The following is a 22389-nucleotide window of genomic DNA, read 5'->3' on the forward strand; positions in this document are numbered from 1 at the left end:
GCCGGGGTTTTTCTTTACCTGGCAGGTCGCCCCCCCGGGTGGATCCACGCCATGGGCGGACGCAAAGCGAGAACTAGGAATTCTTTGAAAACGAGCTGTTTGTGTCACGCGTCGCTGCATGACGCGCGAGGCCTAACTATCGTGCCTGTGTCATCCATACTACACACAGGAGCCGCAATGGCTTGGCACACCTCCGAATCCGTCCTGGGGCTGGGCACTGCCACCAACCGGTGGTGGAACACCATTTATGGGCCTGCCGACAAGGTTGAGGTTTCAGGCATCTATCGATGCCTGGGCTGCAAGCGCGAGGTCACCTGCAACAGGAACGATCCCTTCCCGCCCCAACCCAAGCACGTGCATACCCCGCAACAAGGCCCGATCCGTTGGAAGCTCAACGTACGCACCAACACCGAAGGCACCTGACAGCACCTTCGGCAAGAAAAGGGGGACGGAGGGGATTAAGTCGCTTTCGCCCCTTTGAGGCAAAAGCGACTTAATCCCCTCCGTCCCCTTTTTTGTTGTCAGCGCCGGCTGATGGTGAAGGCGGCGCCGTCCACACCCAGGTCCCAGCCCTTGCCGGTGCCAGACAGGGCCAGCGAGATGTCGCCCTTGGTCATCACCTGCGCATTGCTGGATTTCACCGCGCCGGCATGCGCACCGACCGAGGCGTAGGTGCCCAGCAGCTCGTTGACGCTCACCGCGCCGGTGAAGCTGCCGCGGCCATTGGTGATCTTCGACTTGCCCACGGTCAGGCCGCCGCCCTTCACTTCAATGCGCACCGGCAGGCTGGCGCCGTTGCTGCAGCTGACGGTGCCGTTGCCCGACGCAGTCTTGTAGATCAACGACCAGCCGGACAGGTTGTAGCGCAGCTGGCAATCGAGGTTGCCGGCGGCGTGCGCGGCCGGGGCCAGCGTGGCAGCGGACAGGGCCAGCAGCAGGGCGAAGGGCTTGTTCATGGCGGGACTTCCAGTTCGATCGACTGCCGGCGAATCTAGCAGCGCGCACGTGCACGTTGGATGCAGGCGCGCGCGCTGCGTGGCAGGCATTCAGCCGCCGTCGTGCTGTATCAGGCCTGCTCGTCCAGGTGGAAGGCATCGGCATCGAGCATCGCCGGGAAACGCGCGCGGTGGGCGGCCAGCGCCTCGGCCGAGATGGTGGTGGTGACCACCTGTTCGCGCTCGCGGATCTCCACCTGCGGCTGGCCGAGGAAATCCAGCACTGCGCTGTCGCCGGCGTAGTGCAGCTGGTTGCCATCGACGCCGATGCGGTTCACCGCCGCCACGAAGCACAGGTTCTCGATTGCCCGCGCACGCAGCAGGGTCTTCCACGCATAGGCGCGCGCCGACGGCCAGTTGGCGACGAAGATCTGCAGGTCGAAATCCAGCTGCTGCGGGCGTTCGACGTTGTAGCGGTTGCGGCAGAACACCGGGAAACGCAGGTCGTAGCAGACCTGCGGATTGATCCGCCAACCCTTCCATTCCACGCTCAGGCGTTCGCGGCCAGCAGCATAGCGTTCGTGCTCGCCGCCGTAGCGGAACAGGTGGCGCTTGTCGTAGTACTGCAGCTCGCCCTCGGGCGTGGCAAACAGCAGGCGGTTGTACACGCCCGCGCCATCACGCAGCTGCACGCTGCCGATCACCGCCGCGTCCAGCGCCTTCGCTTGTTCGTGCACCCAGGCCACGGTCGGGCCATCCATGCCTTCGGCCTGGGCGATGGCGTCATTGGAGAAGCCACTGGTGAAGGTCTCCGGCAGGATCACCAGGTCGGTGGTGCCGGCCAGCGGTGCGAGCAGCGCGCCGTAGTAGGCGCGGTTGCCGGCCGGATCGTGCCAGCGGGTGTCACCCTGGACGAGGGAAATGCGCAGGTCATTCATGTCCACGCCTCCGCTCACAGCAGCCGCAGGCGTTCGATCGCCGCGTCCATGGTCGCTTCGTTCTTGGCAAAGCACAGGCGCACCAGGCGCTGGCCGGCCGGCGGAGTCTCGTAGAACGGCGACAGCGGAATGGCGGTGACGCCCTTCTCGATGGTCAACCACTTCACGAACTCATGGTCGGGCAGGTCGCTGATGGCCGAGTAGTCCACCAGTTGGAAGTAGCCACCCGGCACCGGCAGCGCCTTCAGGCGCGTACCGGCGAGCTGCTCGCGGAAACGGTCGCGCTTGGCCTGGTAGAACGCGCCCAGTTCCAGGTGGTGTTCGGGTTCGTCGCGGATCATCGCGGCGAAGCCGTACTGGGCCGGGCCAAAGCTGGTGAACGTGTTGTACTGGTGCACCTTGCGGAATTCAGCGGTCAGCAACGGCGGCGCCACGGCGTAGCCGATCTTCCAGCCAGTGCAGTGGTAGGTCTTGCCGAAGCTGGAGATGACGAAGGTGCGCTCGCGCAGTTCCGGATAGCGCAGCGCCGACTCATGGCGGCGACCGTCGTAGATGATGTGCTCGTACACCTCATCGGAGATCAGGTAGATCTGCGTGCCGCGCAGCAGCGCGGCCAGCGCCTGCATGTCAGCCTCGTCCAGCATCGCACCGGACGGGTTGTGCGGGGTATTGACCATCAGCATGCGGGTGCGCGGGGTGATCGCCGCGCGCACGCGGTCCCAGTCCACGGCGAAGGTCTGCGGGTCCAGCGGCACGTGCACGGCGGTGGCCCCGGCCAGCTCGATCGCCGGCTCGTAGCAGTCATAGGCCGGATCGAGCACGATGACTTCCTCACCGGCACGCACCACGGCGTGGATGGCATTGAAGATAGCCTCGGTGGCGCCGCTGGTGACGGTGATTTCGGTGTCCGGGTCGATGGTGGCGCCGTACAGGTCCAGCGACTTCTGCGCGATGGCCTGGCGCAGCGGCGCGACGCCGGTCATCGGCGGATACTGGTTGAGGCCGGCCGCCATCGCCTTGGCGGTCTCGTCGATCAGGCGCTGCGGCGCGGAAAAGTCCGGGAACCCCTGGCCCAGGTTGACCGCGCCGTGTTCGGCGGCGAGCTGGGACATCACGGTGAAGATCGTGGTACCGACCTTGGGCAGCTTGGTGGTGGGTTGCATCGGCCTGGACTGTGGGGGAACAAGGGATCCGAGTTTACGCAATCCGCGCGCCGGTAGTGCCGGCCGCTGGCCGGCAACCTCGGCTGGCAGGTGCGAAATTGCCGGCCAGCGGCCGGCACTACCATCGGCATTCACCGCTACAATTGCCGCCGCACTCCGGCATGAAGACCCCTGCCCCTTGAACACCCCTGCATTGCTGGCCGCCAGCGGCCTGAGCTTCTCCCGCAATGACGAGCCGGTGTTCGGCCCGCTGGAGTTCCATGTGGACGCCGGCGAGGCCCTGCTGGTGCAGGGCGGCAATGGCGCCGGCAAGACCACCCTGCTGCGCGTGCTGGCCGGCCTGGCCCGGCCCGGTGCCGGCCAGGTACGGATCGACGGCAAGCCGGCCAGCAATGCCGAGCGTGCGCGCTACGTGGCCTACCTCAGCCATCTGCCGGCGCTGAAGCCGGACCTCGGTACGCTGGAGAACCTGCACTTCCTGTGCGGCCTGCATGGCCGGCGTGCCCGGCAGATGCCCGGCAACGCACTGGCGATCGTCGGCCTGGCGGGCTACGAGGACACCCTGGTGCGGCACCTGTCGGCCGGGCAGAAGCGGCGGCTGGCACTGGCGCGCATCTGGCTGTCGCCAGCGCCGCTGTGGCTGCTCGACGAGCCCTATGCCAACCTCGACCTGGAGGGCATCACCCTGGTCAACCGGATGATTTCGGCGCACCTGCGCGCCGGTGGCGCTGCGCTGGTCACCACCCACGGCGCCTATGCCGCACCGCCGGTGCGCACCCGCCAGCTCGACCTCGGCGGTGCCGCATGATCGCGCCGGGCACCGAACCGGGCCTGTGGCAGACCGCAGGCGCCCTGCTCAAGCGCGACCTGCGCCTGCTCTGGCGCCGCCGCGGCGACGCGCTGCAACCGCTGCTGTTCGCGGTGCTGGTAGTGGTGCTGTTCGCCCTGGCCCAGGGCCGCGAACCACAGCTGCTGGCCGCCACCGCCGGTGCAGTGCTGTGGCTGGCCGTGTTGCTGGCCGGACAGCTGTCGCTGGATTCGCTGTTCCGTTCCGACGCCGAAGACGGCTCGCTGGAACAATGGCTGCTGGCGCCGGTGCCGCTGGCCTGGCTGGTGCTGGTGCGCGTGCTGCTGCATTGGGCCACCACCGCGCTGCCGCTGATCGTGGTCAGCCCGCTGCTGGCCGAAATGCTGCATCTGCCGCATGACCAGCTGCCGATGTTGCTGGCATCGTTGCTACTGGGAACGCCGTTGCTGAGCCTGATCGGGGGCGTGGTCGCCGCGCTGACCGTCGGCATCCGACGCTCTGGTATTCTCGTGGCGCTGCTGTCGTTGCCGTTGTACGTGCCGGTGCTGGTGTTCGGCGCGGGCAGCCTGGCGGCAGCCGGGCGCGGGCAGGATCCGGTCGGTGCGCTGCTGATGCTGGGCGCTGGCCTGCTGGTCGCGCTGGTGCTGGCGCCGCTGGCCACTGCCGCTGCAATACGCATTTCTCTGAGTTGACCGAGCTGAGAGCCAATCCACCCCTGCTGGATAGCCGCCACGCATGAATCCGATTGTCCGCTGGTTCCACCAACTCGGTTCGCCTCCCACGTTCGATCGTTTCGCTGCCCGCTGGTCGCGGGTGTTCTACCTGGTTGCGGTACCGGTGCTGCTGGTCGGCATGTGGCAGGCGCTGCTGGTGGTGCCACCGGAAGCCAAGCAGCTGGACAGCTTCCGCATCCTCTACATTCACGTGCCCAGCGCCTGGATGAGCCTGTTCGTGTTCGCGCTGATGGCGCTGTATGCGGCCATCGCGCTGATCTGGCGGATCAAGGTCTGCGAGATCCTGGCCATGGCCTGCGCGCCGATGGGCGCCGGCTTCACCCTGATCACCCTGTTGACCGGCAGCATCTGGGGCAAGGGCACCTGGGGCACCTGGTGGGACTGGGACCCGCGCATGACCAGCGAGCTGGTGCTGCTGTTCCTGTACCTGGGCGTGATCGGCCTGTACCACGCCATCGAGGACCGCCGCAGCGCCGCGCGCGCGGCCGGCCTGCTGGCCATCGTCGGTGTCAGCCTGCTGCCGGTGATCCGCTACTCGGTGGACTGGTGGGGCGGCCTGCACCAGCGCCAGTCGATCAGCGTGTTCGGTGAATCGGCCATCAGCAGCGCGATGATCGCGCCGCTGTGGTGGATGGTGATCGGCACCAAGTTCTGGTTCGCCGGTTCGGTGCTGGCCAAGGCCCGCGCCGACAATCTCGACCGCGAGGCCGGCAAGGCCTGGGTCGGTGGCCGCGTCGATGCCCAACGCCCGGCCGGGGAGGCACAGCCATGACCCACCTGCCCTATGTGATCGGCGCCTACGCCGTGTTCGTACTGGTGCTCGGCGCCGATGCCATCGGTTCGTGGCTGCGCCTGCGCGTTGCGCGCCGGCTGGCACTGGCCCGCCAGCAGCGCCAGCAGACCCGCGCCGGGAGGCCGGACGCAGCGACGCCGCTGTCGACGGAGCTGGAACGATGACCCCGGTACAGCGTCGCCGCCTGGTGTGGGTGCTGCTGGCCCTGCTCGCCTCCGGCCTGGCCACCGCACTGGTGGCGATGGCACTGGAGCGCAACATCGCCTACCTGTACACGCCTTCGGAAGTGCTGCGCGGCGATGTCGATGCACAGTCGCGCTTCCGCCTCGGTGGTATGGTGGTGAAAGGTTCCTTCAACCGACCGGTCGGCTCGCTGGAGGCACGCTTCGAGGTGACCGACGGCGACGCGCAGCTGGCAGTGACCACGTCGCGGATCCTGCCGGACATGTTCGCCGAAGGCACGGCGGTGGTCGCCAGCGGCCGCCTGCAGGATGGCACCTTCGTCGCCGACGAAGTGCTGGCCAAGCACGATGAGAAGTACGTGCCGAAGGAAGTGGCCGACAAGATGGGCGACGCCCATCGCAAGCACGACGTGCCGGTGACGGCACCCGAGGTGCGCTGAGTGCTGCCCGAACTGGGTCAGATCCTGCTGTTGTGCGCATTGCTGGCCTCGCTGCTGCAGGCCGGCCTGCCGCTGGCCGGTGCGCATCGCAACAATGCGGCCTGGATGGCGGCGGCACGGCCGGCCGCCGTCGCGCAGCTGCTGCTGCTCGCCGGCGCGTTCGCGGTACTGACCGCCGCGTTCGTGCAGCAGGATTTCTCGGTGCGCTACGTGGCCGAGAACTCCAATTCGCTGCTGCCGATGATGTACCGCTATTCGGCGGTCTGGGGCGCGCACGAAGGCTCGCTGCTGATGTGGGCGCTGGTGCTGGCGCTGTGGACCGGCGCGGTGGCGCTGTTCTCGCGCCAGCTACCCACGCCGGTGCTGGCGCGCGTGCTGGCGGTGATGGGCGTGGTCAGCGTCGGTTTCCTTGCCTTCCTGATCTTCACCTCCAATCCGTTCCTGCGCCTGAACCCGGCACCGCTGGAAGGCCGCGATCTCAACCCGCTGCTGCAGGACCCGGGGCTGATCATCCACCCGCCGATGCTGTACATCGGCTACGTGGGCTTCGCGGTGCCGTTTGCATTCGCGGTGGCGGCACTGCTGGAAGGCCGTGTCGACGCACGCTGGCTGCGGTGGACGCGGCCGTGGACGAACGTCGCGTGGGGCTTCCTGACCCTGGGCATCGCGCTGGGCAGCTGGTGGGCCTACTACGAGCTGGGCTGGGGCGGCTGGTGGTTCTGGGATCCGGTGGAAAATGCCAGCTTCATGCCGTGGCTGGTCGGTGCGGCACTGATCCACTCACAGGCCGTCACCGAAAAGCGCGGCACTTTCGGCAGCTGGACCCTGCTGCTGGCGATCGCCGCCTTCGCGCTGTCACTGCTGGGCACCTTCCTGGTGCGCTCGGGCGTGCTGACCAGCGTGCATTCGTTCGCCGCCGATCCGTCGCGCGGCCTGTTCATCCTGGTGTTCCTGTCGGTGCTGGTCGGCGGCAGCCTGCTGCTGTACACGCTGCGTGCCCGCCAGCTGAGCGTGGATGCCGATGACCCACGCCGCGGCTTCACCGCTGCCTCGCGCGAGACCCTGCTGCTGGCCAACAACCTGCTGCTGGCCACCGCCTGCGCGATGGTGCTGCTCGGCACGCTGTACCCGCTGCTGGCCGACGCGCTGTCGCTGGGCAAGATCTCGGTCGGCCCGCCCTACTTCGGCAGCCTGTTCCTGCTGCTGATGGCGCCGATGATCCTGCTGCTGCCGTTCGGCCCGCTGGTGAAATGGCAGCGTGACCAGCCCGCGCGCGCCTTCGCGCTGCTGGCACCGTGGCTGGGCCTGGCACTGCTGCTGGGCGCGCTGGCCTGGTGGCGGGCGCCACAGAACGGCTGGAAGGCCGGCATCGGCGTGGCTGCAGCGGCCTGGGTTGCACTCGGCACCGCACGCTTCGTCTGGCAGCGACTGCGCGGCAATGGCCGCTTCACCGCCGAAATGCTCGGCATGATCATCGCCCACGCCGGCATCGCCGTGTTCCTGGCTGGCGCGCTGCTGGTGGAGGCGCTGAACGTGCAGCGCGAAGTTGCATTGGCACCGGGCCAGCAGCTGGTGGTCGGCCGCCACGAAGTCCGCTTCGAAGGCGTGGACCATCGCGAAGGCCCGAACTTCATCGCCGACCGTGGCCATCTGCGCGTCTACCGCGACGGCCGCGAGCTGGCCCTGCTGCACCCGGAGAAGCGCCAGTACGCCAGCGGCGGCCAGGTGATGACCGAGGCCGGCATCGATGCACGCTTCGACGGCGATGTCTACGTGGCATTGGGCGAGCCGCTGGGCAACAATGCATGGGCGGTCCGGGTCCACATCAAGCCGTTCGTGCGCTGGATCTGGCTGGGCGCGCTGTTGATGGCCCTGGGCGGATTCATCACCGCCGCCGACCGCCGTTTCCGTCGTCCGTAGGAGTTTCCATGTCCGAGTCCCCCGCCCCTCGCCCCTCCCGCCCGCTGCCGCCGGTAGCCATCGTGATCGGCGTGCTGTTCTTCTTCGGCCTGCTCGGGCTGATGATCTATGGGGTGATGAAATCGGGCGACCCGCAGCGCGACATACTGCCGTCGCCGCTGATCGACAAGCCGGCACCGGCGTTCGCGCTGCCGGTGCTGCACGATCCGGAGATGATCGTGCACAGCGACGACCTGCGCGGTGCGCCGTACCTGCTGAATGTGTGGGGCAGCTGGTGCGCGGCCTGCCGCGAGGAACACCCGGTGCTGACCCGCTTTGCCGAGAGCAAGCGCGTGCGCGTGATCGGCTACAACTGGAAGGATGATCCGAAGGACGCGCTGCACTGGCTGGAACAGCTCGGCAACCCGTTCATGGTCGTGCTCAGCGACGTGGAAGGCCGCACCGCGATCGACTGGGGCGTGACCGCCGCACCGGAAACCTTCCTGGTCGACGGCAGCGGCATCGTGCGCTGGAAATACAGTGGTGCGATGACCCAGCGCGTGGTCGACGAGAAGCTGATCCCGGCACTGCAGAAGATCGAGAAAGCGCAGGGCAGTGCCGGCAACACCCTGCATACGGCGCCCTGAACCCATGCGCTGGCTGCTGGCGTTGCTGCTTCTGATGCTGCCGCTGGCCGCGCTGGCCCAGCAGCCACTGCACGACCCGCAGCCACTGCAGTTCCGCGACGGCGCCGAAGAACGCCGCTTCCACGACCTGGCCGCGCAGCTGCGCTGCGTGCAGTGCCAGAATCAGTCGCTGGCCGACTCCAACGCGCAGATCGCCCAGGACCTGCGCCGGGAGGTGCTGCAATTGATGCAGCAGGGCCACGACGACGCACAGATCAAGCAGTTCCTGGTCGCCCGCTATGGCGACTTCGTGCTCTATCAACCGCCCCTGCAGCCGGGTACCTGGCTGCTGTGGGGCGGCCCCTTGCTGGTGCTCGGCGCCGGCGCGCTGGTGGTGCTGCGCATCGTCCGCCGCCGTGGCCGGGACGTCACGGCCGCACCGGCCGGCAACACCGATGAAGGAGACGGATGGTGAGTGCCTGGCTACCGCTCGTGGCCGGTCTGGTGGCAGCGCTGACCGCCGCGCTGGTGCTGTGGCCACTGCGCGGCCAGGGTCGCCGTGGTTTCGCGCTGGGCGTACTCGCACTGGGCGTGGCCGGCGCCTGCCTGTACCTGCTGGTCGGTGACCCGCGTGCCGCGCAGGTGCCGTCGACGGCCTCGGTGGCGACGCTGCGCGATGGCGTGCAGGCCCTGCAGGATGCGCTGAAGGATGACCCGCAGCGGGCCGATGGCTGGGCCCTGCTGGGCCGTTCGCAGGCCGAACTCGGCAACGTGGCCGCCGCAGCGGATGCCTTCGCGCGCGCCGCCGCACTCGCCCCGGAAGATCCCGGCGTGCTGGTGGAAGCCGCACAGGCGCGCGCGCAGGCCGATGCCGGCAAGCAGTTCGATGACACCGCGATGGCCTGGCTGCAGCAGGCGCGTGCACAGGCACCCGATGCCGAACGTGCCAGCTGGCTGCTCGGCATCGCCCTGCGCCAGCGCGGAAAGAACGCCGAGGCCGCTGACGTGTGGAGCGACCTGCTGCCCCGGCTCGAACCGGGCGCCGCGCAGGCGCTGCAGGCGCAGATCGCCATCGCCCGCGAGGCCGCCGGCCAGGCGCCCGATACCGGCGCGGCGCCGCCGGCGCTGCTGCAGGTGCGCGTGCAGCTGCCTGCGCTGAAAAGCACTGAGTGGCCCGCCAGTACCCGGGTGTTCGTCATGGCCCGCGCCGTGGGTGGACCGCCGATGCCGGTGGCCGCACGCAAGCTGCCGCTGGCCGGTTTTCCGGACCCGGTCGGTCTGACTGATGCCGACAGTCCAATGCCGACCGCGCCGCTGTCGGCCCATCGCGAAGTGGAAGTGCTGGCGCGCATCTCGCGCTCCGGCAGCGCCAACCGCAGCGAGGGCGACCTGCAGAGCGTGCCGGTGAAGGTGAGCCTGCCGCATGAGGGCGTGGTGGAGCTGCGCTTCCCATAACGCGCCGCGGTAGTGCCGGCCGCTGGCCGGCAACCACGCAGGCGCATCAGGATTCATGAGGTTGCCGGCCAGCGGCCGGCACTACCTGCATCGCCGATGGAAACCAGCGTGTCGCCAGCTCCACATGCCGCCCCGCTAGAATGCCTGCATGACCGAATTCATCCCGCCCGGCACCCGCTTCCACGCCCTGCCCTCCCCCTTTCCGTTCAAGCGCGGCGGCGCCCTGCACGGCGCACGCGTGGCCTACGAAACCTGGGGCACCCTGGCGGCCGACGCCAGCAATGCGATCCTGATCGTGACCGGTCTGTCGCCGGACGCGCATGCGGCGGCCAACGAGGCCAACCCCGCACCCGGCTGGTGGGAAGCGATGGTAGGCCCCGGCAAACCGATCGACACCCATCGCTGGTTCGTGGTGTGCGTGAATTCGCTGGGCAGCTGCAAGGGCTCGACCGGCCCCGCCTCGCTCGATCCGGCCAGCGGTGAGCCCTATCGCCTGGACTTCCCCGAGCTGTCGATCGAAGACGGCGCGCGCGCCGCCATCGAGGTGGTGCGGGCACTGGGCATCACGCAACTGGCGTGCGTGATCGGCAATTCGATGGGCGGCATGACCGCGCTGGCCATCCTGATGCTGCATCCGGGCATCGCGCGCAGCCACATCAACATTTCCGGCAGTGCGCAGGCGCTGCCATTCTCGATCGCGATCCGTTCGCTGCAGCGCGAGGCGATCCGCCTGGATCCACGCTGGAACGGCGGCCACTACGACGATGCCGAGTACCCGGAGTCCGGCATGCGCATGGCGCGCAAGCTGGGCGTGATCACCTACCGCTCGGCGCTGGAGTGGGATGGCCGCTTCGGCCGCGTGCGGCTGGATTCGGACCAGACCGATGATGATCCGTTCGGCCTGGAGTTCCAGGTGGAAAGCTACCTGGAAGGCCATGCACGACGCTTCGTGCGTTTCTTCGACCCCAACTGCTACCTGTACCTGAGCCGCTCGATGGACTGGTTCGACCTGGCCGAGTATGCCGACGGCGACGTGCTGGCCGGGCTGGCGAAGATCCGTGTGGAGAAGGCGCTGGCGATCGGCGCCAACACCGACATCCTGTTCCCGGTACAGCAGCAGCAACAGGTTGCCGATGGCCTGCGGGCCGGCGGTGCCGATGCGCACTTCATCGGCCTGGAATCGCCGCAGGGCCACGACGCCTTCCTCGTCGACTTCGAACGTTTCGGCCCGGCCGTGCGCGGCTTCCTCGACGCGCTGTAAGTGGCCTGGCGGCGCAACCTCGCGCTGGCCGCGTTCGGCGCGCTGGCCGCATTGATGGTCAGCGGTGTGCTGCCGCTGTGGCTGGGTGGCTGGTGCCTGTTGGCCAGTGCGGTGTCGTTCGGCCTGTATGGCCACGACAAGCGCGCCGCGCAGCGCAAGCAGTGGCGGATTCCCGAGCGCACCCTGCAGCTGCTGGCCTTTGCCGGCGGTTGGCCGGGGGCGCTGCTTGGCCAGGCGCTGTTCCGCCACAAGCACCGCAAGGCTGCGTTCCAGTGGGTGTTCTGGCTGTGCGTGCTGGCCAACGTAGCCTCGATCGCGGTGATGCTGCGCGAGCTGTCGCGGTAACCACCCGCTGCGGTAGTGCCGGCCGCTGGCCGGCAATTCCGTATCCGTATCAAGTGCCACGAGGTTGCCGGCCAGCGGTCGGCACGACCGTTCACGCTTCGCGCACCAGGACCCCATCACGCAACCGGTACTGCGCGTCGACCACGCCTTCGGGCAGATCGTCGTGGGTGATCATCAGCAGGCTGCGCCCGTCCAGCAGGCCGGAAAGGTCCTGCAGCAGCGCGCGCGCCGTATCCACGTCGAGGCCCTCGGTCGGTTCGTCCAGCAGCAGGATCGGCGCAGCGCGCAGCAGCGCGCGCGCCAGCGCCAGCCGCCGTGCCTGGCCGGCCGACATCGTCGCGCCGTTCTCGCCCACCCACGCCTGCAGGCCACCGTTGCGCTCGGCCCATTCCCCCAGGCGCACGCGGCGCAGCACTGCCCACAATGCGGCGTCACTGGCCTCGGGATCACCCAGCCGCAGGTTCTCGGCCACGCTGCCGGCAAACACCGGCGCGTTCTGGGGCAGCCACGCAAGCTGTCGGTGCCACTCGGCCTGGGCCACGTCGCGCAGGTCGCGGCCACCATAGGTGATTCGCCCGTGCTGCGGATCCCACAGCCGCAGCAGCAGGCTGGACAGCGTGGTCTTGCCGCTGCCGCTGTCGCCGCGGATGGCGATGCGTTCCCCCGGTGCCAGGGTCAACTGCAGGCCGGATAACACCGGCCGCGCGGCACCCGGCCACTGGAAATGCACGTCATCCCAGTGCACGCGCGCCGCCTGCGGCACCGGCTGCGGTACCTGGGGATCCTCCACCGCCGGGGGCTGCCCGACGATGGCCTGCAGGCGATCAGCGGCGATGCGCCCGGACTGCAGCGACTGCCAGGCCAGGCCCATGCCGGCCCACAATTCAATCAGCGCCACCGTCAGGAACACGAGGCCCGCAGCCATCTCCGCTGCAATGCGCTGCTGTTCGGCTGCGTGCAGGGCCAGCGCCAGCATCGCCACCAGGCCCAGTCCGGCAACCAGGCCGTGCAGGGTCGAGGCCGCGATCAGGCGCCAGCGGCGGCGGCGATCACGCGAGGCCAGCTGCTTGGCCGCCACGCGCACCTTCAATTGCCACGCCGCGTCGGCGTGCAGCGCGGCCAGGTCGCCGGCGCCTTCCAGCCCTTCAAAGGCCGCGGTCCGCAATGCGGCGCGATGCGCGGCGCGGTCGGCCTCTTCATCGTCACGCCCCCGCACGCCCAGCCATGGCACGCCGAAGGCGATCAGCACCGCCAGCACCGCCAGCAGCAGCGCCGCCGACGGCAGGATCAGCGCCGCCGATGCCACCGCGACCAGCGACAGCGCGGCCAATGCCAGCAGTGGCCCGATCGCACGCACCAGCAGGCCGTCCACTTCGCCGATGTCGCCCAGCAGCCGGGCCAGCAGCTCGCCGGTGCGGGTAGCACCCAGCCGCGCCGGTGCCAGTGGCAGCGCGCGGCGGAAGAACCACACGCGCAGATCGCGGGCGATGCGCAGCGTGGCATCGTGGCCGATCAGCTTTTCGAAGTAGCGCGACACGATGCGCGCCATGGTCAGGCCGCGGATGCCCGCCGACGGCGAGAAGAAATTGAAGCCCTGGCCGAGGCCGGCCGCACCGGCCAGCGCGGCCGCAGTGAGGAACCCACCGGACAGGCCCAGCAGAGCGGTGCCGGCCAGCATCGTGGTCCACAGCAGCAGGACGGTCAGCAGCAGGCGCGGACGATGGCGCAGGAACACCGCGCGCAGCGTATCGGGTGAACGGCTCATGCGCGCACCGCCTGTGCCGGTTCCAGCAGACGCCCTTCCGGCAACAGCAGGCAGCGGTCGGCCCAGGCGATCACCGCCGGGCTGTGGGTAGCGACCACCACGCTGCGGCCACGCGCATAGGCCGCCAGGCTGCGCAGCAACGCGGCTTCGGTGTCGGCATCCAGGAACGCGGTGGGCTCGTCCAGCAGCAGCACCTGCGGGTCCCGCAGCAACAGCCGGGCCAGGCCGATACGGCGCGCCTCGCCACCGGACAGGCCGAAGCCGCGCTCGCCGATCACCGTGTCCAGCCCCTGCGGCAGGCGCTGGGCAAACTGCACCACCTGCGCGGCCTCGGCGACCGCGCGCAGGCGCGCCTCGCTGGCACCGGGATCGGCCAGGCGCAGGTTGTCGGCGATGCTGCCGTGGAACAGGTACGGCCGCTGGCTGGCATAGGCCACCTGTACGCCCGGCCGCACCTGCAGCTTGCCGGCACGGGGTGGCAACCACCCGGCCAGCGCCTCCAGCAACGTGCTCTTGCCGGAACCGCTGGGACCGACCAGCGCCAGGCGCTGGCCCGGTTCCAACAGCACGTCCAGATCCCGCAGCACATCCTGCGGCGCCCCCAGCGGGCGCAGTACCAGCCCTTGCGCCTGCAGCGGCGGCAACGCGGCCTCGGCCGGCTCCACCGCGAGCGGCACAGCCTCGCTTTCGATCAGGCCCTGCTCGTCCGGCAGCGACTGCAGCAGGCGTTCCACTTCGGCGGCGGCGGCCAGTGCATTGGCGCGGTCGTGGTAGTGCGCGGCCAGCCGGCGCAGCGGCGCGTAGAACTCCGGCGCCAGCAACAGGCAGAACAGGCCCGCGCCCAGTGTCGGCACCGCTGTGTGCAGCGACATCATGCCCAGGTAGCTCAGGCCCAGGTACAGCGCCACCATCGCCACGCTCACCGAGGCGAAGAACTCCAGCACCGTAGACGACAGGAAGGCGATGCGCAGCACCTTCAGGGTGCGCACGCGCACGCCTTCGGCGGCGGCCTCCACGCCGGCCAGTTCGGCGTCACCGCGACCATACAGGCGCAGCAGGCCCAGGCCTTTGATGCGATCGGCGAAATGGCCACTCATCCGCGCCAGCTCCCCCAACTGGGCGCGGCCAGCGGCTTCGGCGCCCCACCCCACCAGCATCATGAAGAACGGCACCAGCGGCGCGGTGAACAGCAGGATCAGCGCCACCACCCAGTCAACCCAGGCGACTGCGGCCAGGATCAGCAGCGGCACCACCACCACTTCGGTGCGCACCGGCAGGAACCCGCTGTAATAGCTCTCGATCGCATCACCGTGATGCAGCATCAGTTCGCCCAGTTCGCCGGTGCGGCGCTGGCGCAGCCACAGTGGTCCATGGCCGAGCAGGCGCGCGAACACGCGCTCACGCAGGGCCAGCCGCGCGGCATCGGCCACATCGCCGGCGGCCGCCTGGGTGGCGCTGCCCAGCAGCGTGCGCAGCACCAGGATCACCGCCAGCCCTGCCAGCACCGGCAGCCCCGGGGCCAGCGGCGCGCGCTCCACCAGCACCTGCTGCACCAGCCAGGCGATGGCAGCCGCCTGGCCGATCAACAGGGCGCCGGACAGGCTGATGCACATCGCCGCCAGGCGCTGGCGGCCGCGCGCGGGCCGTGCCAGATCGGCCAGCCATGCACTGCGGGCGCGCCGCTGGCGGGTCGTTTCGGCGTCCTGGGACAGGCCGTCAGGGGTCGGTTCGGCGGCGCTCAAGGGGTCTTCACGGCAAACAGGGGAGACACGGCATTGTAGGCGCAGGCAACCGCCCACCCCTGCGGCCGGCGGTCGCAGTCTTCATCAGGTTGGCATACGATCAACCGGGGCACCTGTTCATACATTGATCTGGATCAAGGCTGTTTGAAGTAGTCGGTCACATCATTCACGTCGTAGACCACCCTTCCCGCCACCTGCAACGGCACTATCCAACGAGGTAGCCAGGCCATGATTGATCAGACAGTCGTAGAACTGTCGCGGCTGCAATTCGCGCTGACCGCGATGTACCACTTCCTATTCGTACCGCTCACCCTCGGCCTGTCCTTCATGGTGGCCATCATGGAGAGCGTGTACGTGATGACCGGCAAGGAGATCTGGCGCAGGATGACCCTGTTCTGGGGCGTCCTGTTCGGCATCAACTTCGCCATGGGCGTCGCCACCGGCATCGTCATGGAATTCCAGTTCGGCATGAACTGGTCGTACTACAGCCACTACGTGGGTGACATCTTCGGTGCGCCGCTGGCCATCGAAGGCCTGATGGCCTTCTTCCTGGAAGCCACCTTCGTCGGCCTGTTCTTCTTCGGCTGGAACCGCCTGACCAAGGTCAAGCACCTGATGGTGACCTGGCTGATGGCGCTGGGTACCAACCTGTCGGCGATCTGGATCCTGGTCGCCAACGGCTGGATGCAGAACCCGACCGGTGCGGTGTTCAACCCGGAAACCATGCGCATGGAAGTGGTCGACTTCATGGCGGTGGTGTTCAACCCGGTGGCGCAGGCCAAGTTCGTGCACACCGTCAGCGCCGGCTACGTGACCGGTGCGGTGTTCGTGATGGCGATCAGCGCCCTGTTCCTGCTGCGCAACAAGCACAAGGACCTGGCCCGTCGTTCGTTCGCGGTGGCCGCAGCGTTCGGACTGCTGTCGTCGCTGTCGGTGGTGGTGCTGGGTGACGAGAGCGGCTACGCCGCCAGCGAACACCAGAAGATGAAGCTGGCCGCGATCGAAGCGATGTGGGAGACCGAGCGTGCGCCGGCCGACTTCACCGCCTTCGGCATTCCCAACCAGACCACCCACCAGAACGATTACGCGGTGAAGATCCCCTACCTGATGGGCCTGATCGCCACCCGTTCGTTGAACCAGCCGATCCCGGGCATCCTGGAGCTGGTCGAGCGCGCCGAACACCGCGTGCGTGGTGGCCAGCTGGCCTACGGTGCGCTGGAACGCCTGCGTGCCAACAAGAACGACCTCGAAGCGCGCGAGATGTTCGACCGCCACTGGCAGGACTTGGGCCACGGCCTGCTGCTCAAGCGCTACCGCGATGACATCCTCAACGCCACCCCGCAGGAGATCTCGCAGGCGGCGATGGACACCGTGCCGCGCGTGATGCCGCTGTTCTGGACCTTCCGCGTGATGGCCGGCCTGGGCTTCTACCTGATCGCCTTCTTCGCGCTGGCGTTCTACTACTCGTGCCGCAACAACTTCCAGGACAAGCGCTGGTTCCTCAAGCTGGCCCTGTGGACGCTGCCGGCACCGTGGATCGCGATCGAGTGCGGCTGGTTCGTCGCCGAATACGGCCGCCAGCCGTGGGCGGTCGATGGCGTGCTGCCGACCTTCTATGCGGCATCGGGCCTGGCCCTGCATGAAATCGTGCTGACCCTGGCCGGCTTCACCGCGATCTACACCGCACTGATCGTGGTCGAGATCAAGCTGATGCTCAAGGCGATCCGCAAGGGTCCGGACGAACTGCTGCCGTCGCTGCAGTCGCCCCAGCCGCATGCTTCCCACAATGCCTCGGCGCCCGCCGCCGGCCAGGCCTGAGGCAGGAGAACCAAGATGGACTTCATTCTTCTGGACTACACCACGCTGCGCGTGATCTGGTGGCTCCTGCTCGGCATCCTGCTGATCGGTTTTGCCGTGATGGACGGCTTCGACCTGGGCGTGGGCACCCTGCTGCCCTTCGTCGCCCGCAACGATGCCGAACGCCGCCGGGTGATCAACACCATCGGCCCGGTCTGGGAAGGCAACCAGGTGTGGCTGATCCTGGGCGGCGGTGCGATCTTCGCCGCCTGGCCGCCGCTGTATGCGGTCAGCTTCTCGGGCTTCTACCTGGCGATGTTCGTGATCCTGTTCGCGCTGATCCTGCGCCCGGTCGGCTTCAAGTTCCGCAGCAAGATGCCGAGCGAGCGCTGGCGCAACACCTGGGACTGGGCGCTGTTCATCGGCGGCTTCATCCCGGCGCTGATCATGGGCGTGGCGGTGGGCAACGTGGTGCTGGGCGTGCCGTTCCACTTCGATGACAGCATGCGCATCTTCTACACCGGCTCGTTCTTCGGCCTGTTGATGCCCTTCGCGCTGCTGGCCGGCCTGCTCAGCGTGTCGATGCTGGTCGCCCACGGTGCCGCCATGCTGGTGCTGAAGACCGATGGCCCGGTGGCCGAGCGTGCCGCCCGCTTCGGCAGCATCGCGGCGATCATCGCCTTCGTGCTGTTCGCGGTGGGCGGCGCCTGGGTGGCCTTCGGCCTGCCGGGTTACCAGATCACCTCGCAGGTGGTTACCGATGGCGCCACCAATCCGTTGCTGAAGACCGCCGAACTCGGCGCCGCCGGTGGCTGGATGCGCAACTACAGCGCGATGCCGGCCACGATCCTGGCCCCGCTGCTCGGCCTGGCCGGCCTGCTGGCCAGTGCGGCGCTGCTGCGGGCCCGTCGCGGCGGACTGGCGTTCATCGCTTCGGGTGCGGCCATCGCCGGCATTATCCTGACCGTCGGTTTCGCCATCTTCCCGTTCCTGCTGCCGTCCTCGAGCCAGCCCACCTCCAGCCTGACCGTGTGGGATGCCTCGTCCAGCCACCTGACCCTCTGGATCATGCTGCTGGCCACGGCGGTGTTCCTGCCGATCATCCTCGCCTACACCACCTGGGTGTACCGCGTGCTGAAGGGCAAGACCACCACCGAAGAGATGGGCAACAACCCGAACGCCTATTGATTGCCGGTGTGCCGGCCGACCGCCGGCACACCCTTGAACTAAGGAGATTGACCATGTGGTACTTCGCCTGGATTCTCGGTGCCGGTCTCGCCTCGACGGTGGCCATCCTCAACGGCATGTGGTTCGAAGCCCGCGAGCAGAACCGCATCGAGAAGGAAAATCGTCGCTGAGCTGTAAAAAAACCTTGCCGCCCTGGCCTTCACACGGTATCTTAGGCGGCTCCTTCGGGGTGTAGCTCAGTCTGGTAGAGCGCTACGTTCGGGACGTAGAGGTCGCAGGTTCGAATCCTGTCTCCCCGACCACTTCGGTGGTCGCATTGAAGCCTGGTGAAGTCATCCAGGCTTTTTTGTTCCCTGAAGTGACACCGCTTCGGCAGTGTGAAGGAACAGCATTTACCCCTTGCCGCCACCGGGGTGAATCGCTAGAATAGGCGGCTCCCTTCGGGGTGTAGCTCAGTCTGGTAGAGCGCTACGTTCGGGACGTAGAGGTCGCAGGTTCGAATCCTGTCTCCCCGACCACTTCGGTGGTCACCAAGAAGCCTGGAAGACGTCACTGTCCTCCGGGTTTTTTTGTATCAGCCGCCAGGCCGCCCGCATGACGGGACCTTGCCGGAGCGCGCACGTACAATGGCCGCGCTGCCGGCTTGCCTGCAGCCACTCCCCCACCTGCCGCTTCGGCGTAGACCGATGCCGGCGCTGCATGCCATTGCCCGGGCATGCGACACCTGCAAGGACCACCGATGAGTTCCTCCCCTTCCGATTCGCCGTCGCTGCTGCACGGGCGCGTGCTGGCTTTCGCCGCCATCCTGCTGGCCGCGATCAACCTGCGCACGGCAGTCACCTCGATCACGCCACTGCTGGACGTGCTCGGCCAGCAGTTCGGCTTCGGCACCACCATGACCGGCGTGCTGGGCATGCTGCCGACCGCCTCGTTCGCGCTGTTCGGCGTGGCCACGCCGGCGCTGGCGCGGCGCCTGGGCCTGGAACGCACCACGCTGCTGGCGATGGTGATGGCGATGGCCGGCCTGCTGCTGCGCTCCAGCGCCGGCAACGTCGGCACGCTGCTGCTCGGTTCGGTCGTGGCGCTGGCCGGCATGGGCATCGGCAACGTGGTGGTCCCGCCGCTGGTGAAGCGCTACTTCGCCAACAAGGTCGGCACCATGAGCACCCTGTACATCAGCGTGCTGCAGCTGGGCACGATGCTGCCGGCATTGCTGGCGGTGCCGGTGGCCAATGCGGCCGGCTGGCGGGTCTCGCTGGGCATGTGGGCGCTGCTGGCGCTCGCCGCTGCACTGCCATGGCTGCTGCTGGCCAGGCGCGCACCGGCGCCGCAGGCCGACGCCACCGATCCGGCCGCGCAGCCACACGGCAGGGTCTGGCGCACGTCACTGGGCTGGAGCATGACGCTGATGTTCGGCATGACCTCGCTGATGACCTATTCGATGTTCACCTGGCTGCCGCGCATCGTGGTCGAGGCCGGCGGCACGCCCGCGTTCGGTGGCGTGATGGTGGCGGTGTTCTCCGCGTTGGGGCTGCTGCCGTCGCTGGTCATCCCGTCGATGGCGGTGCGCATGCAGAACCCGTTCCCGCTGGTGCTGATCGGCTATTCCTCGTTCGTGATCGCGTTCGCCGGCCTGCTGCTGGCACCGATGAAGGCACCGCTGCTGTGGGCCTGCCTGCTCGGCGTGGGCCCGTCCACCTTCCCGCTGGCGCTGACCCTGATCAACCTGCGCACCCGCACCCCGACCGGTTCGGCCGCGCTGTCCGGCTTCATGCAGGGCGTGGGCTACAGCTTCAGCTGCCTGGGCCCGTTCCTGGTCGGCTGGCTGCACACCGTCAGCACGGGCTGGACCCTCCCGTTCAGCTTCCTGTTCGGCTGCGCCACGCTGATGCTGTGCGCCTCGTGGGTGGCCTGCAAGCCGCGCAAACTGGAAGATCTCTGGTAACCGGCCGGGGCCGCCAGACGGCCCCACCTACCGCTCGTCAGCCACCCGGGGAATTTTGACGCCGGGCTGACAATTCCGGGCGGATAGTGCCCACGAATGCCCATCCTTGCCGCGTGCCGGCATCGGGCATGGGGGCGGCACCGCCGCCCAGGCCACCACTCGGTGTGCGGGGGACTCTCGTTTCAGACAAGACATTGCAGGTCGCTGTCCGGGTTGTATCCGTCTTCGCTGGGCGGGAATGCACGAAGGGAGTGACGCGGGCCACGGCCACGCCAAACGCTGGCATGTGATGTGCGTCACATTTTTCAGGTTGTCTGGTTTGGAAGCCAAGGGGGTCCCCAATGGTTGTCCACCGTCGGCTGGCGCTCTGCGTCGGCCTTGCCTGTACCGCGCTGGCCTGGGCCAGCAGCGCTGCTCCACCGAGCGGCCGCGAGGCGGCCCTGGCCGAGATCGGCCACTACCGCGACCAGGCCCGCTGGCTGGATGCCTTGGGCGCGATCGAGCGCGCCAGCCAGCAACAGCCCGATGACGACCTGCTGTTCAAGCTGCGCGTATTGACGCTGGGCGACATCGGCAACGCCTGGCGCGCGTGGGAGCTGTACCAGCAGCGCCCGCAACTGTTCGATGCCGCCCAGAAGCAGCGCCTGGAAGGTGACTACCTGGCCAAGCTGGTGGTCTGGAGCCTGGCCTACAGCAGCAGCGAGGACAGCCGCCTGCAAGAGGCCGAATCGACCCTGGCCCGCATGCAGCGCTACCTCGGCGGCGAAGGCACCCCACCCTCGCAGGCACCACTACGCATCCGCATGGACCGGCTGATCCTGCTCAACCGGCTGGGCCGCCATGCGCAGGTGCGCGAGGAAGCACGGGCGCTGCAGGCCGAAGGCCACACCCTGCCCGACTACGTGCTGCCCGCCGTCGGCGATTCGCTGATGGGCACCCTGCATCCGGAGGAAGCCATTCCGGTACTGCAGGCGGCGGTGGCAGGCGACCCGACGCGCGATGCCTCGCATTCGGAGCTGGCCTATGCCTATCTGGAAAGCGAACAGCAGGAAAAGGCCATCGACCTGTTGCAGGCATGGCGCGACAAGGAACCGGCGTGGCGCTGGAGCAACGGCAAGGCACCGTACGCGAACTGGTCGCGCTACGAGGCCGATCTCAACCTGGCGATGGTGCGCGCCTACAGCGGTGACCTGCGCACCGCGCAGCACGACCTGGAATCGATGGTCGACATCGCACCGGGCAACGGCGGCCTGCAGAGTGCGCTGGGCAGCGTCTACATGATGCGCGGCTGGCCACGCCGGGCGCTGCAACGGCAGCAGATGGCACACGCGCTCGACCCGCGAGACATCGAACCGCGGCTGGGCATGGAAGAGGCCTATGTCGCCCTGCAGCGCGACGACCTGGCGCGGCCGCTGCACGATGACCTGGTCGCGCGCTACCCCACCCAACCGGCGGTCGAACGCATGGACCAGGCCTGGCGCGCGCATCGCGGCTGGCAACTGAAGGCCTGGACCGACATCGGCCGCAGCTCCGGGGGCGGTGGCACCTCGCCACTGGGCAACAACGACCGCCACTACGGCGTGGAAGTGGAGACACCGCTCCTTGATGACCGCTGGCGGTTGTTCGCCCTGGCCGACCGGCGCTCGACCGACTTCCAGGACCAGCGCATCGATCCGCTGTGGCTGGGTGCGGGCGTGCGTTACCGCTTCGGGCGGCTGGATGCGGAAGCGGCGGTGCTGCGCGCCAACGACCACATCGGCGACACCGGCCTGCGCTTCGGCGTCGGCTGGCAGTTCACCGATTCCTGGCACGCCGGCCTGGTGGTCGCACGCAATGACCCGGAGGCCTCGATGCAGGCGCGTGCGTCCGGCATCACCGCCGACAGCGTGAGCGCACAGGTGGACTACCGGCGCAGCGAGCTCACCCACTGGACGTTCGGCGCGAGCCGCTTCCGCTATGACGACGGCAACCATCGCGAGCTGTTCGGCACCAGTGTCCAACAGCGCCTGCTGACCCGCCCGCGCTGGCTGATCGATGGCCTGGCCAGCGCCTACACCAGTCGCGGCAGCCGCGACGATGCGCCCTACTTCAACCCGAAGCGCGACCGCATGGTCGAGATCGGGCTGCGCATCGACCAGCAGCTGTGGCGGCACTACGAGCGCCACTTCCGGCATCGCCTGACCGTCTCGCTGGGCGACTACTGGCAGGACGGTTTCGGCAGTGCACCGGTACCGACGGTGTCCTACATGCACGAGTGGCAGCTGGGTCCCGGCCGCGTGTTCGAGTATGGCGTGCGCTGGTCACGGCCGGTCTACGACGGCCACCGCGAGCGCCACATCGGCTTCGAAGCCGCATTGCGCTGGGGAGACTGAC

22 protein-coding genes and 2 tRNA genes are annotated in these 22389 nt (G+C 68.3%); 19 read left to right on the forward strand and 5 right to left on the reverse strand.

The window, feature by feature from the left end:
- The first annotated feature begins 177 nt into the window (after positions 1 to 177).
- A complete protein-coding gene (locus tag AC5P9I_RS00970; RefSeq protein WP_053091662.1) occupies positions 178 to 423 on the forward strand; it encodes a hypothetical protein in 246 nt (81 codons plus the stop codon).
- A 98-nt stretch (positions 424 to 521) separates the two neighbouring features.
- Here AC5P9I_RS00970 and AC5P9I_RS00975 read toward each other — a convergent pair whose 3' ends face one another.
- The 3 genes from AC5P9I_RS00975 to AC5P9I_RS00985 all read right to left on the reverse strand — a co-directional run bounded on the left by AC5P9I_RS00975 (position 522) and on the right by AC5P9I_RS00985 (position 3036).
- A complete protein-coding gene (locus AC5P9I_RS00975) occupies positions 522 to 956 on the reverse strand; it encodes a hypothetical protein (RefSeq protein WP_005417639.1) in 435 nt (144 codons plus the stop codon).
- Positions 957 to 1066: 110 nt separating this feature from the next.
- Positions 1067 to 1873 carry an amidohydrolase gene (locus AC5P9I_RS00980; RefSeq protein WP_049465016.1) on the reverse strand — a complete coding sequence of 269 codons (807 nt, stop codon included), beginning with the start codon at positions 1871 to 1873 and terminating at the stop codon, positions 1067 to 1069.
- A gap of 14 nt (positions 1874 to 1887) precedes the next feature.
- Complete coding sequence (locus tag AC5P9I_RS00985) at positions 1888 to 3036, reverse strand: pyridoxal phosphate-dependent aminotransferase (protein ID WP_049465014.1); 1149 nt, start codon at positions 3034 to 3036, stop codon at positions 1888 to 1890.
- A gap of 238 nt (positions 3037 to 3274) precedes the next feature.
- Here AC5P9I_RS00985 and ccmA point away from each other — a divergent pair, with 238 nt between their 5' ends.
- From ccmA to AC5P9I_RS01040, 11 genes are all read left to right on the forward strand, one after another.
- Positions 3275 to 3844 carry a heme ABC exporter ATP-binding protein CcmA gene (gene ccmA, locus AC5P9I_RS00990; RefSeq protein WP_425513135.1) on the forward strand — a complete coding sequence of 190 codons (570 nt, stop codon included), beginning with the start codon at positions 3275 to 3277 and terminating at the stop codon, positions 3842 to 3844.
- Positions 3841 to 4536, forward strand: a complete 696-nt coding sequence (gene ccmB, locus AC5P9I_RS00995) for a heme exporter protein CcmB (RefSeq protein WP_006456616.1) — start codon at positions 3841 to 3843, stop codon at positions 4534 to 4536. The genes ccmA and ccmB overlap by 4 nt, the downstream gene beginning before the upstream one ends.
- Positions 4537 to 4579: 43 nt before the next feature.
- Positions 4580 to 5350 (forward strand): heme ABC transporter permease CcmC, encoded by a 771-nt coding sequence (gene ccmC / locus AC5P9I_RS01000; RefSeq protein ID WP_049465009.1) that lies wholly within the window; start codon positions 4580 to 4582, stop codon positions 5348 to 5350.
- Positions 5347 to 5535: a heme exporter protein CcmD gene (ccmD, locus tag AC5P9I_RS01005; RefSeq protein ID WP_057493567.1), complete on the forward strand. Its 189-nt coding sequence runs from the start codon at positions 5347 to 5349 to the stop codon at positions 5533 to 5535. The genes ccmC and ccmD overlap by 4 nt, the downstream gene beginning before the upstream one ends.
- Positions 5532 to 5993 carry a cytochrome c maturation protein CcmE gene (ccmE, locus tag AC5P9I_RS01010; protein ID WP_014647764.1) on the forward strand — a complete coding sequence of 154 codons (462 nt, stop codon included), beginning with the start codon at positions 5532 to 5534 and terminating at the stop codon, positions 5991 to 5993. Before ccmD ends, ccmE begins: the two co-directional genes overlap by 4 nt.
- On the forward strand, positions 5994 to 7913 hold the full coding sequence (locus AC5P9I_RS01015; RefSeq protein ID WP_130767879.1) for a heme lyase CcmF/NrfE family subunit: 1920 nt from the start codon (positions 5994 to 5996) through the stop codon (positions 7911 to 7913).
- Positions 7914 to 7921: 8 nt separating this feature from the next.
- Positions 7922 to 8539 (forward strand): DsbE family thiol:disulfide interchange protein, encoded by a 618-nt coding sequence (locus AC5P9I_RS01020; protein WP_049465004.1) that lies wholly within the window; start codon positions 7922 to 7924, stop codon positions 8537 to 8539.
- Positions 8540 to 8543: 4 nt separating this feature from the next.
- Positions 8544 to 8993 carry a cytochrome c-type biogenesis protein gene (locus tag AC5P9I_RS01025; protein WP_049465002.1) on the forward strand — a complete coding sequence of 150 codons (450 nt, stop codon included), beginning with the start codon at positions 8544 to 8546 and terminating at the stop codon, positions 8991 to 8993.
- Positions 8987 to 9973 (forward strand): tetratricopeptide repeat protein, encoded by a 987-nt coding sequence (locus AC5P9I_RS01030; protein ID WP_049465000.1) that lies wholly within the window; start codon positions 8987 to 8989, stop codon positions 9971 to 9973. The genes AC5P9I_RS01025 and AC5P9I_RS01030 overlap by 7 nt, the downstream gene beginning before the upstream one ends.
- A gap of 148 nt (positions 9974 to 10121) precedes the next feature.
- The gene (metX, locus tag AC5P9I_RS01035; protein WP_049464998.1) at positions 10122 to 11234 is read left to right on the forward strand and encodes a homoserine O-acetyltransferase MetX; all 1113 of its coding nucleotides are present in this window, start codon (positions 10122 to 10124) and stop codon (positions 11232 to 11234) included.
- Entirely contained in the window at positions 11235 to 11579 is a 345-nt protein-coding gene (locus tag AC5P9I_RS01040) for a DUF1294 domain-containing protein (protein WP_049464997.1), read from the forward strand. It abuts the gene before it with no gap.
- A 91-nt stretch (positions 11580 to 11670) separates the two neighbouring features.
- On the opposite strand, the gene cydC is transcribed toward AC5P9I_RS01040, so the two are convergent.
- On the reverse strand, positions 11671 to 13344 hold the full coding sequence (gene cydC / locus AC5P9I_RS01045; RefSeq protein WP_049464994.1) for a thiol reductant ABC exporter subunit CydC: 1674 nt from the start codon (positions 13342 to 13344) through the stop codon (positions 11671 to 11673).
- Positions 13341 to 15086 carry a thiol reductant ABC exporter subunit CydD gene (cydD, locus tag AC5P9I_RS01050; RefSeq protein ID WP_049464992.1) on the reverse strand — a complete coding sequence of 582 codons (1746 nt, stop codon included), beginning with the start codon at positions 15084 to 15086 and terminating at the stop codon, positions 13341 to 13343. The genes cydC and cydD overlap by 4 nt, the downstream gene beginning before the upstream one ends.
- 228 nt (positions 15087 to 15314) lie before the next feature.
- On the opposite strand from cydD, the gene AC5P9I_RS01055 reads away from it, so the two are divergent.
- The 7 genes from AC5P9I_RS01055 to pgaA all read left to right on the forward strand — a co-directional run bounded on the left by AC5P9I_RS01055 (position 15315) and on the right by pgaA (position 22388).
- Positions 15315 to 16904, forward strand: a complete 1590-nt coding sequence (locus AC5P9I_RS01055; RefSeq protein ID WP_049464990.1) for a cytochrome ubiquinol oxidase subunit I — start codon at positions 15315 to 15317, stop codon at positions 16902 to 16904.
- A 15-nt stretch (positions 16905 to 16919) separates the two neighbouring features.
- A complete protein-coding gene (cydB, locus tag AC5P9I_RS01060) occupies positions 16920 to 18071 on the forward strand; it encodes a cytochrome d ubiquinol oxidase subunit II (RefSeq protein ID WP_049464989.1) in 1152 nt (383 codons plus the stop codon).
- A 53-nt stretch (positions 18072 to 18124) separates the two neighbouring features.
- Positions 18125 to 18241 carry a cytochrome bd-I oxidase subunit CydX gene (gene cydX / locus AC5P9I_RS01065; protein WP_005410354.1) on the forward strand — a complete coding sequence of 39 codons (117 nt, stop codon included), beginning with the start codon at positions 18125 to 18127 and terminating at the stop codon, positions 18239 to 18241.
- A 55-nt stretch (positions 18242 to 18296) separates the two neighbouring features.
- Positions 18297 to 18373 (forward strand) — tRNA-Pro (locus tag AC5P9I_RS01070).
- A gap of 139 nt (positions 18374 to 18512) precedes the next feature.
- Positions 18513 to 18589, forward strand: a tRNA-Pro gene (locus AC5P9I_RS01075).
- A gap of 221 nt (positions 18590 to 18810) precedes the next feature.
- The gene (locus tag AC5P9I_RS01080; protein WP_049468153.1) at positions 18811 to 20016 is read left to right on the forward strand and encodes a CynX/NimT family MFS transporter; all 1206 of its coding nucleotides are present in this window, start codon (positions 18811 to 18813) and stop codon (positions 20014 to 20016) included.
- 341 nt (positions 20017 to 20357) lie between these two features.
- Positions 20358 to 22388 (forward strand): poly-beta-1,6 N-acetyl-D-glucosamine export porin PgaA, encoded by a 2031-nt coding sequence (pgaA, locus tag AC5P9I_RS01085; protein ID WP_049468151.1) that lies wholly within the window; start codon positions 20358 to 20360, stop codon positions 22386 to 22388.
- Position 22389 lies beyond the last annotated feature (1 nt).

The organism is Stenotrophomonas sp. YJH_SMC_29 (assembly GCF_059371235.1).

What these genes read in the sequence shown, in the direction of transcription:
- metX (WP_049464998.1), top strand. Translation starts at nt 10,122, where the DNA reads ATGACCGAATTCATCCCGCCCGGCACCCGCTTCCACGCCCTGCCCTCC.
- cydC (WP_049464994.1), bottom strand. Translation starts at nt 13,344, where the DNA reads ATGAGCCGTTCACCCGATACGCTGCGCGCGGTGTTCCTGCGCCATCGT.
- AC5P9I_RS01055 (WP_049464990.1), top strand. Translation starts at nt 15,315, where the DNA reads ATGATTGATCAGACAGTCGTAGAACTGTCGCGGCTGCAATTCGCGCTG.
- ccmE (WP_014647764.1), top strand. Translation starts at nt 5,532, where the DNA reads ATGACCCCGGTACAGCGTCGCCGCCTGGTGTGGGTGCTGCTGGCCCTG.
- ccmB (WP_006456616.1), top strand. Translation starts at nt 3,841, where the DNA reads ATGATCGCGCCGGGCACCGAACCGGGCCTGTGGCAGACCGCAGGCGCC.
- cydX (WP_005410354.1), top strand. Translation starts at nt 18,125, where the DNA reads ATGTGGTACTTCGCCTGGATTCTCGGTGCCGGTCTCGCCTCGACGGTG.
- AC5P9I_RS01020 (WP_049465004.1), top strand. Translation starts at nt 7,922, where the DNA reads ATGTCCGAGTCCCCCGCCCCTCGCCCCTCCCGCCCGCTGCCGCCGGTA.
- cydB (WP_049464989.1), top strand. Translation starts at nt 16,920, where the DNA reads ATGGACTTCATTCTTCTGGACTACACCACGCTGCGCGTGATCTGGTGG.
- pgaA (WP_049468151.1), top strand. Translation starts at nt 20,358, where the DNA reads ATGGTTGTCCACCGTCGGCTGGCGCTCTGCGTCGGCCTTGCCTGTACC.
- AC5P9I_RS01030 (WP_049465000.1), top strand. Translation starts at nt 8,987, where the DNA reads ATGGTGAGTGCCTGGCTACCGCTCGTGGCCGGTCTGGTGGCAGCGCTG.
- ccmC (WP_049465009.1), top strand. Translation starts at nt 4,580, where the DNA reads ATGAATCCGATTGTCCGCTGGTTCCACCAACTCGGTTCGCCTCCCACG.
- AC5P9I_RS00975 (WP_005417639.1), bottom strand. Translation starts at nt 956, where the DNA reads ATGAACAAGCCCTTCGCCCTGCTGCTGGCCCTGTCCGCTGCCACGCTG.
- AC5P9I_RS01025 (WP_049465002.1), top strand. Translation starts at nt 8,544, where the DNA reads ATGCGCTGGCTGCTGGCGTTGCTGCTTCTGATGCTGCCGCTGGCCGCG.
- ccmD (WP_057493567.1), top strand. Translation starts at nt 5,347, where the DNA reads ATGACCCACCTGCCCTATGTGATCGGCGCCTACGCCGTGTTCGTACTG.
- AC5P9I_RS00980 (WP_049465016.1), bottom strand. Translation starts at nt 1,873, where the DNA reads ATGAATGACCTGCGCATTTCCCTCGTCCAGGGTGACACCCGCTGGCAC.
- AC5P9I_RS00970 (WP_053091662.1), top strand. Translation starts at nt 178, where the DNA reads ATGGCTTGGCACACCTCCGAATCCGTCCTGGGGCTGGGCACTGCCACC.
- AC5P9I_RS00985 (WP_049465014.1), bottom strand. Translation starts at nt 3,036, where the DNA reads ATGCAACCCACCACCAAGCTGCCCAAGGTCGGTACCACGATCTTCACC.
- AC5P9I_RS01080 (WP_049468153.1), top strand. Translation starts at nt 18,811, where the DNA reads ATGAGTTCCTCCCCTTCCGATTCGCCGTCGCTGCTGCACGGGCGCGTG.